Here is a 15,369-nt window from a genome sequence, read left to right as displayed (position 1 = left end):
TAGTAAGCTAGAGAACAATGGTTAACAAAATGTCTCATAATCTTTGGTATTGTTTGAATTGACCATAGGAAGAGGATATTATAGTCGGTTTTTTTAGTAGGTGAGGGAATAAAAAAAAAAGGATTTTTTTTAAAAACTGATATTTATCATGTTTTTTACTTTTCTACTTACTTATATTTGTTTTTGAATTACTGAAAGATAGGATGCAATAAGGTACTAGAACCTTTTTTAGTATAAGTATTGCTGACTCATTTGATAGAATTTTTTATCCCTTTTCATAAGGTTAGTCTTCAATTGAGCTTTAGAGGTGGAGATCGCTAAAGAACAATAATAATAAGATTAATATTTTCATTATGTCCTGTGGAGAATTTTTGTAGTTTGTGAGTTTGACTACAACTATTCATATTGTTGTTAAAAAAGCACTAGTGTTAAGGCATTAGTGCTTTTTTTTGTGTCTGTTTATAGGTTATTCTTTACCTTAGATTATTATTAGCTAAATTATATAAAGAATTATGAATCAAGAATACCAAGTGCTATTACAGCAATGTATAGCAATTATAGAACAGGATAATAAAACTGTAGAACAGCGCTTATTGGATATTTGTACTATTTTAAATAAAGAATTAGAATATTATAATTGGGTTGGTTTTTATATGGCTGATCATTCTACTCGTACGTTACACTTAGGACCTTATGTGGGTGAGCCAACAGATCATACTGTTATTGACTTTGGAAAGGGAATTTGTGGACAAGTAGCTCTAAGTAATGAGACTTTTTTAGTGGAAGATGTTAAAGCTCAGGATAATTATATTGCTTGTAGTATTACCGTAAAATCTGAAATTGTTGTACCTTTATTTGTTGACGGTGTTAATATTGGGCAAATAGATATAGATTCAAACACTTTAAATGCCTTTACACAAGAAGATACTGTGTTCTTAGAAACACTAAACTCTTATATTGCAAGACTTTTTTAAAGTTTGGTAGCTTATGCTACGTTTTAATGTTCTTTGAAGATAAAAAAAAAGCTTAATGTGTGTTGTATTTTGAAAATAAAAATTACCTTTGCAACGAATTGTAGAAACACTGCAGTTCGCGCATAATAATTATTAAATCAATATTGGCATGTATTTAACTAAAGAAAAAAAGGCTGAAATCTTCGCTCAACATGGTGGAGCTGTAGCTAACACGGGTTCTGCTGAGGGACAAATTGCATTGTTTACTTTCAGAATTTCTCACTTAACAGAACACTTAAAAAGAAATCGTAAAGATTATAATACAGAGCGTTCATTAGTACTTTTAGTAGGTAAAAGAAGAAGACTTCTTGATTACTTAAAGAAAACTGAAATTAACAGATATCGTGAGATTATTAAGGTATTGAATATTAGAAAATAATCAATAGAGAAGAGGTGCCCTTGTGCGCCTCTTTTTCTTTTTAACCTTTTTAGCAGATAACGCTGGTTTTTCATTGGGTTTCATTCAACTACACAACAACACACACACACACACAACACAGAATTATTAAAGCCTCTTTTTTTAAAAAAGAGGCGAAACCCTAAAGTATTAAGTAATTATGATTCCTAAGGTAACAAAAGAAATTATCGATTTAGGAGATGGGAGAACTATCTCAATCGAAACGGGAAAATTAGCCAAACAGGCAGATGGGTCCGTAGTAGTAAGAATGGGTGACTGTATGCTTTTAGCTACAGCTGTTTCTGCACGTACTGCAAACCCTGGTATTGATTTCCTACCTTTAACTGTAGATTACAGAGAGAAGTTTTCTGCTGCTGGACGTTTTCCAGGAGGTTTTTTTAAGCGTGAAGCTCGCCCAAGTGATCAAGAGATTTTAACAATGCGTCTTGTAGACCGTGTTTTAAGACCTTTGTTCCCTGACGATTACCATGCTGAAACACAAGTTATGATTCAATTGATGTCATATGATGAAAATGTGATGCCTGATTCATTAGCTGGTTTAGCTGCTTCAGCTGCATTAGCAGTTTCAGATATTCCATTCTATAACTATATTTCAGAAGTAAGAGTTGGACGAGTAGACGGTAAATTCATTATTAACCCTACTAAAGCACAGTTAGAAGTGTCTGATATCGATATGATGATCGGTGCATCTAAAGATTCTGTTGCAATGGTAGAAGGAGAAATGAAAGAAATTTCTGAAGCTGAAATGATCGAAGCAATTAAATTTGCTCACGAGGCAATTAAATTGCAAGTGGAAGCTCAAGAAAAAATGCGTGCGGCTTTAGATTTAGAGTACCGTACTTATGAAGGTGAAGAGGAAGATGCAAATATCGAATCTGCTGTTCATACAGCAGCTTATGAAAAGCTTTACGATATCGCTTCGCATGCAAGTGCAAAAAGCGAGCGTGGAGAGAAATTTGCTGAAGTTAAAGAAGAAGTATTAGCGTTATTTTCAGAAGAAGAAATCGAAGAGAAATCAGAGCTAATTAATAAGTATTTCAACAAAGTTCAAAAAGAAGCAGTTAGAAATCTTATTTTAGATCAAGGTATTCGTCTTGATGGAAGAAAAACAACTCAAATTAGACCAATTTGGTCTGAGGTAGATTACTTACCTTCAGCGCATGGTTCTGCTATTTTTACAAGAGGAGAAACCCAAGCTTTAGCAACAGTAACTTTAGGTACTTCTAGAGAAGCTAATATTATTGATTTACCAAGTGATCAAGGAGAGGAAAGATTCTACCTACATTATAACTTCCCTCCATTTTCAACAGGTGAAGCTAAACCTCTAAGAGGTGTATCTCGTCGTGAGATTGGACATGGTAACTTAGCTCAAAGAGCTTTAAAAAATATGATTCCTGCTGATTGTCCTTATACAATCCGTTTAGTATCTGATGTATTAGAATCGAATGGTTCTTCTTCTATGGCAACAGTTTGTGCTGGTACATTAGCATTAATGGATGCTGGTATTCAGGTAGACAAACCAGTTTCTGGTATTGCAATGGGATTAATCAGCGACGCTAAAACTAACCGTTGGGCTGTTTTATCGGATATCTTAGGTGATGAAGATCATTTAGGAGATATGGACTTCAAAGTAACTGGTACAAAAGATGGTATCACTGCTTGTCAAATGGATATTAAAATTGAAGGTTTAGCATACGATATCTTAGAGCAGGCATTAAACCAAGCTCATGAAGGTCGTCTTCATATTTTAGAAAAATTAACCGATACAATTGCTCAACCAAATGTACAAGTTAAGCCTAAAGCTCCAAAAATTATTACTGTTGAAATTCCAAAAGATTTCATCGGTGCTGTTATTGGTCCTGGAGGAAAGAATATTCAAGCTTTACAAGCAGATACTCAAACTACTATCGTTATTAACGAAGAAGGTGATTTAGGTATCATTGAAATTTTAGGAACAGATCAAGAAGGAATGGATAAAGCTATTGCAGCAATTCAAAACACTACATTTGCTCCTGTAGAAGGAGAGGTTTACAAAGTTAAAGTTGTAAAAATGTTAGATTTTGGAGCAGTTGTAGAGTTTGTTCCTGGTAAAGAAACTTTATTACACGTATCTGAGTTAGATTGGAAACGTATTGAGAATGTTTCTGATGTTTTAGCATTAGGAGATGAAATCGAAGTGAAATACTTAGGTATCGATCCAAAGACTAGAAAAGCAAAAGTTTCTAAAAAGGCTCTAATGCCACGCCCTGCTCGTCCAGAGAAAAAGGCTGAAGCTACTCCTAATAAGGAAGAAGTAAATAAAGATAAATAGTATTTTTTATACTAAGTATTATAGAGAAAGCACCCTAATTTAGGGTGCTTTTTTTGTTAAAATTACTTTTTTTCCCTTTTTATGATAAAACCAATATTAGCTTTTATATATTGGTTTTTTGTTATTTTTGACTATTTAATTTTGAGTATATCCCCCTTGTTAGCTTTATCTGCTTGGGACATTCCAATTGTAAAATAATGGTTATAGTCAATTGTTTTTGGCTAACAGCATAATTTTTAGTATCTTAGCCTAGTTACGAAAAGGTGATGTGCATTTCTTAAGAGTAAATGCCCTCTATTATTAGAGTTTAATCATCCATCTCATATTGTAGTTTTTTTACTACACCTATTCAAGAAATCAGATAGTATTTCTTTCATTTTACACTCTTTATTTGATAGAGTGTCCTTTTTAGAACTCAAGTTATATGGTTCTATCTCGGCTGAGTGTTCAGTAACAATCTTTTTTATTAATTTCTTATAAGTTCGCTTATAAGGACAAAAATATTTTATTTAGTTATGTCAAATTTCAAAGTAGGAATTATTGGTGCTGGTCCCAGCGGATTAGCCATGTTAAGAGCTTTCGAATCGGAACAAAAGAAGGGTAATCCCATTCCAGAGATCAAATGTTATGAAAAACAAGATAACTGGGGAGGAATGTGGAACTATACTTGGCGTACTGGTGTTGGAAAATACGGAGAGCCTATTCATGGAAGTATGTATAAGTACCTATGGTCGAACGGTCCTAAAGAATGTTTAGAGTTCGCTGATTACACTTTTATGGATCACTTCAAAACACCTATTTCTTCTTTCCCTCCACGTGAGGTATTATTTGATTATATACAAGGTAGAATTAAGCAAAGTAATGCTCGTGATTTTATTAAGTTTAATACTGTTGCTAGATGGGTGGATTATAATGAAGAAACTAAACAGTTTAGAGTTATTTTTGACGACTTGGTAAAAAACGAAACATTTGAAGAAATTTTCGATTATTTAGTGGTAGGAACAGGACATTTCTCTACTCCAAATATGCCTTATTTTAAGGGAATTGACAATTTCCCAAATGCAGTAATGCATGCACACGACTTTAGAGGTGCAGATCAATTTGTTGATAAGGATGTTTTATTAATTGGGAGTAGTTATTCTGCTGAAGATATTGGAGTTCAATGTTTCAAACATGGTAGTAAATCTGTAACAATTGCTTACCGTACAACTCCAATTGGAGCTAAGTGGCCAAAAGGGATAGTGGAGAGACCTTCCGTTACTCATTTTGAAGGAAGTAGAGCTTTCTTTAAAGATGGGACTAGTAAAGAGTTTGATGCGGTTGTACTTTGTACAGGATACCAGCACAAGTTTCCATTCTTACCAGATAATTTAAGATTGAAAACTAAAAACTGTCTTTACCCAGATAATTTATACAAAGGAGTTGTATTCAATGAAAATGAGAAGCTTATTTTCTTAGGAATGCAAGATCAATGGTATTCATTTAATATGTTTGATGCTCAAGCATGGTTTGCTAGAGATTATATGTTAGGTAGAATTGAATTACCAAGTAAAGAGGAAAGAGAACAAGATATTGCAAATTGGATGGAAGGGGAGATTAAAGCTGAGACAAGCTGCGATCAAATTACTTTTCAAACAGAATATATTAAAGAGCTTATTTCTTTAACAGATTATCCGAGTTTCGATTTGGATAAAGTATCCGATATGTTAAGAACTTGGTTACAAGATAAAGAAAATAATATTTTAAACTATAGAGACCAGGTATTTACATCAGTTATGACTAATGTTACAGCTGAAGTGCACCACACTCCTTGGATGAGAGAGTTAGATGATAGTCTTGAGCGTTATTTAGATGAGGTAGAGGCAGATGAAGTTGAATTAAGTAAAGTTAGAAACTACTAATTATTAACCTAGTCTAGTTGCTAAATATTTGTTAATATTGAGTTTTATTTTAATTCCTTGTAACCTTTTGGGCTTTATCTACGTATAACTATATGTAACCTGAAGAAGAGTAATCTTAAAGGGTTAGTTAAACGAATAAAAGGATAGAAATAATATGAGACAACTTAAAATTACCAAGCAAGTTACCAATCGTGAAACTGCATCATTGGATAAATACTTGCAAGAAATTGGTAAAGTAGATTTGATTACGGCAGATGAAGAAGTAGAGTTAGCACAGCGTATTAAAGCTGGTGATCAAAGAGCTCTAGAGAAGTTAACAAAGGCTAACTTACGTTTCGTTGTATCTGTTGCAAAACAATACCAAAATCAAGGGTTAACACTTCCAGATTTAATTAATGAAGGAAATTTAGGGTTAATCAAAGCTGCTCAGCGTTTTGATGAGACAAGAGGTTTTAAATTCATTTCTTATGCTGTTTGGTGGATTCGTCAGTCTATTTTATCTGCTTTAGCAGAACAATCTAGAATTGTACGTTTACCTTTAAACAAAATTGGTTCGATCAACAAAATTAACAAGATGTATGCTTTATTAGAGCAATCTAATGAGCGTCCACCTTCTGCCGAAGAAATTGCTATCGAATTAGATATGACAGTAAATGATGTAAAAGAGAGTATGAAGAACTCTGGACGTCATTTATCTATGGATGCTCCTTTAGTTGAAGGGGAAGACTCTAACCTTTATGATGTATTGCGTAGTGGTGAGTCACCTAATCCTGATAGAGAGTTAATTCATGAGTCATTACGTACAGAGATAGAAAGAGCTTTAGAAACTCTTACTCCTCGTGAAGCAGATGTGGTTAGACTGTATTTTGGACTAGGAGATCAACATCCAATGACGTTAGAAGAAATAGGAGAAACTTTTGATCTTACTCGTGAGCGCGTCAGACAAATTAAAGAAAAAGCTATTCGTCGTTTAAAACATACTTCTAGAAGTAAAATATTAAAGACGTATTTAGGCTAAATAATATAGAATGCACTAAGTTGTATTTTACAAAAAAAACCAGTGAAATATTTTCACTGGTTTTTTTATGCTTAAAAAAATAAAGCCTTTTCATTTTTGAAAAGGCTTTATTTTTATTTATTGTGTAACAACATATTTAATATCTTGTTCTGTAATTACTTTAGTAATGTTATGAGAAGCTAGTGACTTCATAGCTTTATCCCATTTCTTACCACTTAATCCAGCTTGTTCTTTTAATTGAGCTAACTCTAATTTGTTTTCATTCTTTTCTAAGATAGCAAGAATATCTTTTTCTTCTTGAGTCAATTCTACCTGAACTTCATTTTTCTCTGGTCTCATTTGAGGGAAGAAAAGAACTTCTTGAATTGAAGGGTTATTTGTTAAGAACATAATTAGGCGGTCCATTCCAATTCCCAATCCTGAAGTAGGAGGCATTCCGTATTCTAAAGCTCTTAGGAAGTCTTGGTCAATAAACATTGCCTCATCATCTCCTCTATCTGCTAAAGCCATTTGTGCTTCAAATCTTTCTCTTTGGTCAATAGGGTCATTTAATTCAGAGTAAGCATTAGCAATCTCTTTTCCACAAACCATTAACTCAAAACGCTCCGTCAAATCAGGATTATCTCTATGCATCTTTGTTAGAGGAGACATTTCTTTTGGATAGTCTGTAATAAAGGTTGGCTGGATATAGTTCCCTTCACACTTTTCTCCGAAGATCTCATCAATTAGCTTTCCTTTACCCATTGTTTCATCTACAGCAATACCCATAGAAAGAGCTGCTTCTCTTAATTCCTCTTCTGATTTGCCTGTAATATCAAATCCAGTGAATTCTTTAATAGAATCGGCCATTGTAATGCGTTTAAACGGAGCTTTAAAGCTAATTTGGTGTTCTCCAAAGGTTGCTTCTGTAGTACCGTTTACAGCAATAGCACAATGCTCTAATAGCTTTTCTGTGAACTCCATCATCCAATGGTAGTCTTTATAAGCTACATAGATCTCCATAACCGTAAATTCAGGGTTATGAGTTCTATCCATTCCCTCGTTACGGAAGTTTTTTGCAAACTCATATACTCCATCAAATCCACCAACGATTAATCTTTTTAAATATAATTCATTGGCAATTCTTAAATATAAAGGAATATCTAAGGCATTGTGATGAGTAATAAATGGTCTTGCTGATGCTCCACCTGGGATAGATTGTAAAACTGGTGTTTCCACTTCCATATATCCAGCATCATTAAAGAACGAGCGCATAGCATTGAATAACTTGGTTCTTTTGATAAATGATTCTTTGATAGATGGGTTTACCACTAAATCCACATAACGCATTCTATAGCGTAATTCTGGATCTGTAAATGCATCATAGGTTTTACCCTCAGCATCTGTTTTTGGTAATGGTAGTGGTCTTAATGACTTACTTAAAAGAGTAAGGTTTTTCACTCTAATTGTTTTCTCACCTACTTGAGTAGTGAAAAGTTCTCCTTCAATTCCAATGATATCTCCTAAATCTATTAACTTTTTGTAGATTTCATTGTAAAGTGTTTTATCTTCTGTAGGACAAAGTTCATCTCTATTGATATATAGTTGAATCTTTCCTTGGCTGTCTTGTATAGTTGCAAAAGATGCTTTTCCTTGAATTCTTGAGGACATTAGACGTCCTGCTACAATTACCTGTTTACCTTCTTGAAAATCGTTCTGTATCTGCTTCGATGTTTGGTCAACAGGGAATAGGTTTGCAGGATAAGGATTTACACCAAGCTCTTGTAGTTTGCTCAGCTTTTCTCTTCTGATGATTTCTTGTTCTGAAAGTTGCATAATAATTGATTATTAATTTTATAAGGCAAATATAGTTAATCTTTGAAAATGCAACAATTACAAAGTCTTTTAAAACACTTAAATTAGCAAAGAATTAGGTAATTTGAGATAAAATAAATCTATTGTACTAAATTTATCGGCGCATAGTAAAAAATGTCGAAATTTGTCTGTCGTTATTAGGTTTTAGTAAAAGGCTAAATAGATTGATATTAAGACAAAACAGGGCCAATTAACCAAGTAACTAATTTTTTAGATTAGTTATATTATCACTATTTAAAACCAGAAAAGAAAATACTTATGAATAATAAAATTCAACTCATCGATTTAGGGTTAAAGGATTATAAACAAACATGGGATTATCAAGAAGAGTTGTTTCAGTCTATTTTGGACACTAAAGTGCAGAATCGCCGTTTAAATACCAATCATATTACTAATAATTATTTTCTTTTAGTCGAGCATCCTCATGTCTATACGCTAGGAAAGAGTGGTAACGCATCTAATTTATTATTAAATCAAGAGCAATTAGTACAAAAAGGAGCTAGTTTTTATAAGATAAATAGAGGAGGGGATATCACTTATCACGGTCCAGGTCAACTTGTAGGATACCCAATTTTAGATTTAGAGAATTTTTTCACAGATATACATAAGTACCTTAGGTTGTTAGAAGAAACAATTATTCTTGTTCTTAAAGACTATGGAATTCATGCCAGTAGAAGCCAAGGAGAAACAGGTGTTTGGCTAGATGTTGGTACTCCATTTGCACGTAAGATATGTGCTATTGGTGTAAGGGCTTCACGTTGGGTAATTATGCATGGATTTGCATTTAATGTCAATGCAGATTTAGGGTATTTCGACAATATTATTCCATGCGGAATTAAAGAAAAAGGTGTTACTTCTTTACACGTAGAGCTTGGTGTAGATCAAGTAGATATGAAGGAGGTTACCGATAAAGTATTGTTTCATTTTAGCAATCTATTTGAGAGTGAATTTTTTAAATAATATAATTCTGAGCAATCGCTTTTATTGTCTTATATAATAATGGTAAATTTGCATGGATAACATATACACAACAACACTATGAAAAATACAATAATTGCTCCTTCTGTTTTAGCAGCTGATTTTGCAAATTTGCAAAGAGATGTTGAAATGATTAATAATAGCCAAGCAGATTGGTTTCATATCGATATTATGGATGGGGTTTTTGTACCTAATATCTCTTTTGGTATGCCAGTTCTAGAGGCTATTGGTAAACATGCTAATAAGACTCTTGATGTGCATTTAATGATTGTTGATCCAGATCGTTATATTACTACTTTTAAAGAATTGGGGACAGATATTCTAACGGTTCATTACGAGGCTTGTAATCATTTACATAGAACTATACAGGCTATTAAGGCACAGGGAATGAAAGCTGGTGTAGCTTTAAATCCTCATACTAATGTTAATGTGTTAGAGGATGTAATTAAAGATTTAGATTTAGTACTTATTATGAGTGTAAATCCTGGTTTTGGTGGTCAGAGTTTTATAGAAAATACTTTTGATAAAGTGCGTAAATTAAAAGCAATGATTCAAGAGAAAGGATCTAATGCTCTTATTGAAATTGATGGGGGAGTAACTAGTAAAAATGCAAAAGAGCTTGTAGAGGCAGGAGCTGATGCGTTAGTTGCTGGTAGCTTTGTTTTTAAATCAGAGAACCCAACCCAGACTATAGCAGAGTTAAAAGAAATTTCCTCAAAATAGAATTTTATATTCTTAGATATTATCAATAAAAAAAGCGGTTTATAAAAACCGCTTTTTTTTATTTATATAAGGTTTGATCTTACATCATCCCTGGCATAGCTCCACCCATTGGCATAGCTCCTTGACCTTCTTCTTTAATGTCCACTAAAGCACATTCAGTAATAAGAATCATTCCTGCAACAGAAGCTGCATTCTCTAAAGCTACTCTTGTTACTTTCTTAGGGTCAATTACTCCTGCTTGAAGCATATCAACATATTGATTTGTTTTAGCATTGAAACCTTGGTTTCCTTCTACTTCTAAAACTTTAGCTACAACAACTGATCCTTCTAGACCTGCGTTTTCAACGATAGTTCTAAGTGGTGCTTCAATTGCTTTTGCGATAATTGCAATACCTGTTTCTTCATCTGCATTTACAGGCGTTAAAGTAGATAAAGCAGCTTTTGATCTAAGTAAAGCAACTCCACCTCCAGCTACAATTCCTTCTTCTACTGCCGCTCTAGTTGCATGTAAAGCATCATCTACACGGTCTTTTTTCTCTTTCATCTCTACCTCTGAAGCTGCTCCAACAAATAAAACTGCAACTCCACCAGCTAATTTAGCTAAACGTTCTTGAAGTTTTTCTTTGTCATAGTCAGATGTAGTAGCTTCCATTTGAGTTTTGATTTGATTAACTCTATTCTTAATCATTTCAGCATCTCCATCACCACTAACAATAGTAGTATTATCTTTATCAATGTTTACTCTTTTACAAGTACCTAACATCTCTAAAGTTGTATTCTCTAATGTATATCCTTGCTCTTCAGAAATAACTACTCCACCAGTAAGGATAGCAATATCTTCTAACATTGCTTTTCTTCTGTCTCCAAAACCTGGTGCTTTAACAGCAGCAATTTTTAAAGCTCCTCTTAATTTATTAACTACTAAAGTAGATAAAGCTTCTCCATCTACATCTTCAGCAATAATTAAAAGTGGTTTACCACTTTGAGCAATTGGCTCTAAAATTGGTAATAATTCTTTTAAAGAAGAAACCTTTTTATCATATAATAAAATGTATGGAGTCTCTAAGTCTACTTCCATTTTATCTGAATTTGTTACAAAGTAAGGAGATAAGTATCCTCTGTCAAATTGCATTCCTTCTACAACGTCCACATAAGTTTCCGTTCCTTTAGCTTCCTCTACAGTGATAACACCTTCTTTTCCTACTTTTTCAAAAGCTTTTGCAATTAACTCTCCAATAAAGTCATCGTTGTTTGCTGAGATAGAAGCAACTTGTTTGATTTTGTCCATTGAACCTCCAACCTCTTGAGATTGTTTTCCAAGTTCAGCTACAATAATTTCAACTGCTTTGTCAATTCCACGTTTTAAATCCATTGGATTCGCTCCAGCAGCAACGTTTTTCAATCCTTCTTTAACGATTGCTTGTGCAAGTACAGTAGCTGTAGTAGTACCATCTCCTGCTAAATCATTGGTTTTAGAAGCAACTTCTTTAACCATTTGAGCACCCATGTTCTCAAGAGTGTCTTCTAATTCTACTTCTTTAGCTACAGAAACTCCGTCTTTAGTTACAGTTGGCGCACCAAATGATTTACCAATGATAACGTTTCTTCCTTTTGGTCCTAATGTAACTTTAACTGCATTTGCTAAAGCATCCACACCACGTTTTAATCCTTCGCGTGCTTCAATGTCGAATTTAATATCTTTTGCCATTTTCTTTTCTTTATATTATTTGTTATTCAATTATTATACGATTGCAAGAATGTCTTCTTCTCTCATGATTAGGTAATCTTTACCTTCAAATTTAAGATCTGTTCCTGCATATTTTCCGTATAAAACAACGTCCCCAACTGTTACACTCATCTTATGGTCTTTCGTTCCATTTCCAACAGCTACCACTGTTCCTCTTTGTGGTTTTTCTTTTGCAGTATCAGGGATAAAGATACCTGAAGCTGTTTTTGTTTCTGCTGGTAGTGGTTCAATAAGAACTCTGTCTGCTAGGGGTCTAATATTTAGTGCCATATTGTATAGTTATTAAATTGAATTTTAGTTTTGTTAAAATTAAAAACGCATAAAGTATGCCAAAGATAAGCTTTGTCATATATAGCAAAAAAAAATGCCAGCTTGACAGCTAGCATTTTTTTATTTTATATGTAATAGTATACTAATGAACTTATTCTTGAATAGTTTCATTTGTAGCCTCTTCAGGTTGATCTGTGTTTGAAACCGGTAACGTCATTGTTGGCTCTGCAACAGCATTAGGGTCAAGTAATTTTGACTCACCACCTACGCCTCCGCTAAAACTTAAACTAGACATTAAAATTAATATAATTAATATTCCTCCTAATACCCAAGTACTTTTATCTAAGAAATCATTGGTGTTTTTTACTCCTCCTACAACTGTTGAACCACCAAAAGAAGAATCTAAACCTCCACCTTTTGGATTTTGTACCATTATAACTACAATAAGTAAGAAGCAAACGATTGCCATTAATACTAGGAATATTGTAAATTCTGTGTTCATAATTATTAATTATTATGTTGTTGTAATACTTTTATATCTGATATTTGGTCTGCAAAGAAACTACTTTTTTCTGGATATTTCAAAATTAAAATCTCATAAGCTTGGATTGCTTTTTGATATTTTTTTTGATCTAGATAAATTTTCGCCAAGGTTTCAGTCATTATACTATTGTTGTCTACTAGTGAATCCTCAATGTTTATGCTAGTTAAGGATGGTTTTTTAGTTGGGACAATTTTAGGATTTGTTTCTATGAATTTATCAATTAAACCTTGTTTTTTTTGTTTTTCTGCCTTGTTAATTTTTTCATTTGTCTCTAAAAGTTGCGTTTCTAGAGGTATGTTAGCTTCTTTTTCAACAGAATTTAACCTTTCTTTTAAAGGTAAGGAAGTGTTTTTTTCTATTTCAAGTTGTTTAGCAGCTTTTTGATTATTAGAAAGGCGGTCAAAACTTTCTATTAAATCATCAATAGTACTAGTAGGCTTTAATTGGATTACTTTTAAGGCCTGTGAAGCTTCTTGAGTTGCTTCTTGTGAAAGCATCCCTTTGTAAGTTTGAAAATCCTCTGATGTGATATACTCAAATAAAACATCTCTATCCAAAGTATAGCAAGCTGTTTTTTTCAAAGCAGCATTATAAGATTTACTGTTTTGTAAATACAACGTTTTCAAATGTAAACATCGAACACTTTGTAAATAGGGATATTTATTCAATATCTTTTCAAAAGCAAGTGTATCCTCTTTTTGGATCTCCTTTGGATTATGCAATAGGGATATTAGTTGTTCTGTATTCAAAGCTTTTGTGTTATAATTACCATTTTGCTAGGGAGTCGTTGAATATATCTTGAGTTATTCTTTCATAGATAACGTCAAGAGCTTGTGATAATGAAGCCCCCATAAGAATTTCATTTGCCCCATAATCGTAGTAAAAAGAATATCTTTTTTCAAAATCATCCTCTGGTTTATTAACATTAATAAATCTCACATTAATGGCAATATAAAGTCTGTTTTGTGCGGCTCTTTGATCTGCTGTAGCCGTTATAGGACTGATTCTATACTCTACGATTTCTCCTTCATAGATTAAATCTCCTCCCTCATTGGTTAAACTTAAGCTTGTTTGATTCTGTATTAAATCCTGCAAACTAGTAGTAAAGGTACGCTCAATTCCAGGTTCAACTAAAACAGCATGATTCTGAAAATAGTTAACTTGAAAGCTATTGGCATCAATCTTACCTGTTCCAGTGAAGTTATAATATTTACAACTAACCATCGAAAAGGCTACTGTAAGTAGAAGTAATAAACTTTTTATATGTTTCATTATAGATTATACTGTTTTATTTTACGATACAAAGTGCGTTCAGAAATACCAAGTTCTTTTGCAGCTAACTTTCTTTTGCCTTGACTTAGATCTAAAGCTCTTTTTATTAAGCCAATCTCATTTTCTTCGATGTTTAAGTCTTCCTCTTCCACCGTTTCTGCTAAAAGGTAGTCGTCCTCCTCTTCTTCGTCTAATTGCTCTATATTTTGAACGGCATGTTCTAAAGTAGAGGCAATAGAGCTCTGATTGTGCTCCTCGAAAGGAACAAGGTCAACATTCGTTAAATTAGTTGAAAGATCTTGTGTATCTGTTTTCTTTTGACCGTATATTTTTTGAATAAGAACTTGATTAGATTCTACTACTTGTTTGTTGTCATGCTTAAGTAATTCAAGGGTCAATTTTTTTAAGTCTGTTAGATCACTCTTCATATCAAAGAGAACTTTATATAAAATTTCTCTTTCAGTGGAAAAGTCAGACTCTGCCTTTTTATTATTTACCACGGAAGGGACTTGTCTTTCCCACTGTGGTAAATAAGATTGTAAGGTTTTTAAAGAAATTAATCGATCTGTTTCTAAAACTGAAATCTGCTCTGCGACGTTTCTTAATTGACGTATATTTCCATCCCACCTATATCTCAATAGATAAGAAATAGCTTCAGGTTCCAACTTAATTGGAGGCATTTTGTATTTATGAGAAAAATCTGAAGCAAACTTTCTAAATAACAAATGTATATCTTCTCCTCTTTCTCTAAGAGGAGGTAAGGTAATATCTACTGTACTTAATCTATAGTAAAGATCCTCCCTAAATTTTCCTTTTTCAATAGCTTGCAGCATATTAACATTAGTAGCAGCTATAATACGAATATCTGTCTTTTGTACTTTAGAGGAACCTACTTTAATAAACTCTCCATTTTCTAAGATTCTAAGTAACCTTACTTGGGTAGTTAAAGGTAATTCTCCAACTTCGTCTAAAAATATTGTTCCCCCATTGGCTTCTTCAAAATAACCTTCTCTAGTGCTTATCGCTCCAGTGAAGGCACCCTTCTCGTGTCCAAATAACTCACTGTCTATGGTTCCTTCAGGAATTGCACCACAGTTAACTGCTATGTACTTTCCGTGCTTTCTATGGGACAAAGAGTGGATGATTTTAGGAATACTTTCCTTTCCCACACCACTCTCTCCAGCAACTAATACAGAGATATCAGTAGGAGCTACTTGTATAGCTTTTTCTATTGCACGATTTAATTTGGGATCATTTCCTATTATTTCAAAGCGCTGTTTAATTGCTTGAACGTTTTCCATAGACTTCGTTTATCAAACC

14 protein-coding genes are annotated in these 15,369 nt (G+C 33.3%); 7 read left to right on the top strand and 7 right to left on the bottom strand.

Features of this window, described 5'->3' with window-relative positions; translation table 11 throughout:
* Nucleotides 1-512: 512 nt before the first annotated feature.
* The 5 genes from ACYSNM_RS02810 (at nt 513) to ACYSNM_RS02790 (ending at nt 6,661) form a co-directional block, all read left to right on the top strand.
* Nucleotides 513-974: a GAF domain-containing protein gene (locus ACYSNM_RS02810; protein WP_461755525.1), complete on the top strand. Its 462-nt coding sequence runs from the start codon at nt 513-515 to the stop codon at nt 972-974.
* Between the two features lie 148 nt (nt 975-1,122).
* A complete protein-coding gene (rpsO, locus tag ACYSNM_RS02805; protein ID WP_461753483.1) occupies nt 1,123-1,392 on the top strand; it encodes a 30S ribosomal protein S15 in 270 nt (89 codons plus the stop codon).
* A gap of 178 nt (nt 1,393-1,570) precedes the next feature.
* Nucleotides 1,571-3,742 (top strand): polyribonucleotide nucleotidyltransferase, encoded by a 2,172-nt coding sequence (locus ACYSNM_RS02800; protein ID WP_461755524.1) that lies wholly within the window; start codon nt 1,571-1,573, stop codon nt 3,740-3,742.
* 515 nt (nt 3,743-4,257) lie between these two features.
* Nucleotides 4,258-5,643 (top strand): NAD(P)-binding domain-containing protein, encoded by a 1,386-nt coding sequence (locus ACYSNM_RS02795; RefSeq protein ID WP_461755523.1) that lies wholly within the window; start codon nt 4,258-4,260, stop codon nt 5,641-5,643.
* Between the two features lie 154 nt (nt 5,644-5,797).
* Nucleotides 5,798-6,661 (top strand): sigma-70 family RNA polymerase sigma factor, encoded by an 864-nt coding sequence (locus tag ACYSNM_RS02790; protein WP_155092115.1) that lies wholly within the window; start codon nt 5,798-5,800, stop codon nt 6,659-6,661.
* 117 nt (nt 6,662-6,778) lie between these two features.
* Here the strand turns inward: ACYSNM_RS02790 and lysS are convergent, their stop codons facing one another.
* A complete protein-coding gene (lysS, locus tag ACYSNM_RS02785) occupies nt 6,779-8,476 on the bottom strand; it encodes a lysine--tRNA ligase (protein ID WP_461755522.1) in 1,698 nt (565 codons plus the stop codon).
* Between the two features lie 297 nt (nt 8,477-8,773).
* On the opposite strand from lysS, the gene lipB reads away from it, so the two are divergent.
* Nucleotides 8,774-9,475, top strand: coding sequence for a lipoyl(octanoyl) transferase LipB (gene lipB / locus ACYSNM_RS02780; RefSeq protein ID WP_461755521.1), 702 nt, complete (start codon nt 8,774-8,776; stop codon nt 9,473-9,475).
* Between the two features lie 78 nt (nt 9,476-9,553).
* Complete coding sequence (gene rpe, locus ACYSNM_RS02775) at nt 9,554-10,216, top strand: ribulose-phosphate 3-epimerase (protein ID WP_461755520.1); 663 nt, start codon at nt 9,554-9,556, stop codon at nt 10,214-10,216.
* A 79-nt stretch (nt 10,217-10,295) separates the two neighbouring features.
* On the opposite strand, the gene groL is transcribed toward rpe, so the two are convergent.
* The 6 genes from groL to ACYSNM_RS02745 all read right to left on the bottom strand — a co-directional run bounded on the left by groL (nt 10,296) and on the right by ACYSNM_RS02745 (nt 15,350).
* A complete protein-coding gene (groL, locus tag ACYSNM_RS02770; RefSeq protein WP_461753477.1) occupies nt 10,296-11,924 on the bottom strand; it encodes a chaperonin GroEL in 1,629 nt (542 codons plus the stop codon).
* Nucleotides 11,925-11,957: 33 nt separating this feature from the next.
* The gene (locus tag ACYSNM_RS02765; RefSeq protein WP_461753476.1) at nt 11,958-12,233 is read right to left on the bottom strand and encodes a co-chaperone GroES; all 276 of its coding nucleotides are present in this window, start codon (nt 12,231-12,233) and stop codon (nt 11,958-11,960) included.
* Nucleotides 12,234-12,384: 151 nt separating this feature from the next.
* Entirely contained in the window at nt 12,385-12,735 is a 351-nt protein-coding gene (gene secG, locus ACYSNM_RS02760; RefSeq protein ID WP_461755519.1) for a preprotein translocase subunit SecG, read from the bottom strand.
* Between the two features lie 5 nt (nt 12,736-12,740).
* Nucleotides 12,741-13,358, bottom strand: coding sequence for a tetratricopeptide repeat protein (locus ACYSNM_RS02755; RefSeq protein WP_461755518.1), 618 nt, complete (start codon nt 13,356-13,358; stop codon nt 12,741-12,743).
* Between the two features lie 184 nt (nt 13,359-13,542).
* Nucleotides 13,543-14,049 (bottom strand): LPS assembly lipoprotein LptE, encoded by a 507-nt coding sequence (lptE, locus tag ACYSNM_RS02750; RefSeq protein WP_461753473.1) that lies wholly within the window; start codon nt 14,047-14,049, stop codon nt 13,543-13,545.
* Nucleotides 14,049-15,350 (bottom strand): sigma-54 interaction domain-containing protein, encoded by a 1,302-nt coding sequence (locus tag ACYSNM_RS02745; protein ID WP_461755517.1) that lies wholly within the window; start codon nt 15,348-15,350, stop codon nt 14,049-14,051. Before ACYSNM_RS02745 ends, lptE begins: the two co-directional genes overlap by 1 nt.
* Nucleotides 15,351-15,369 lie beyond the last annotated feature (19 nt).

The sequence above is a fragment of the Myroides sp. LJL116 genome (assembly GCF_054871685.1).
The sequence above is the reverse complement of the archived record's forward strand: the minus strand, read 5'-3'. Positions and strand labels throughout refer to the sequence as shown.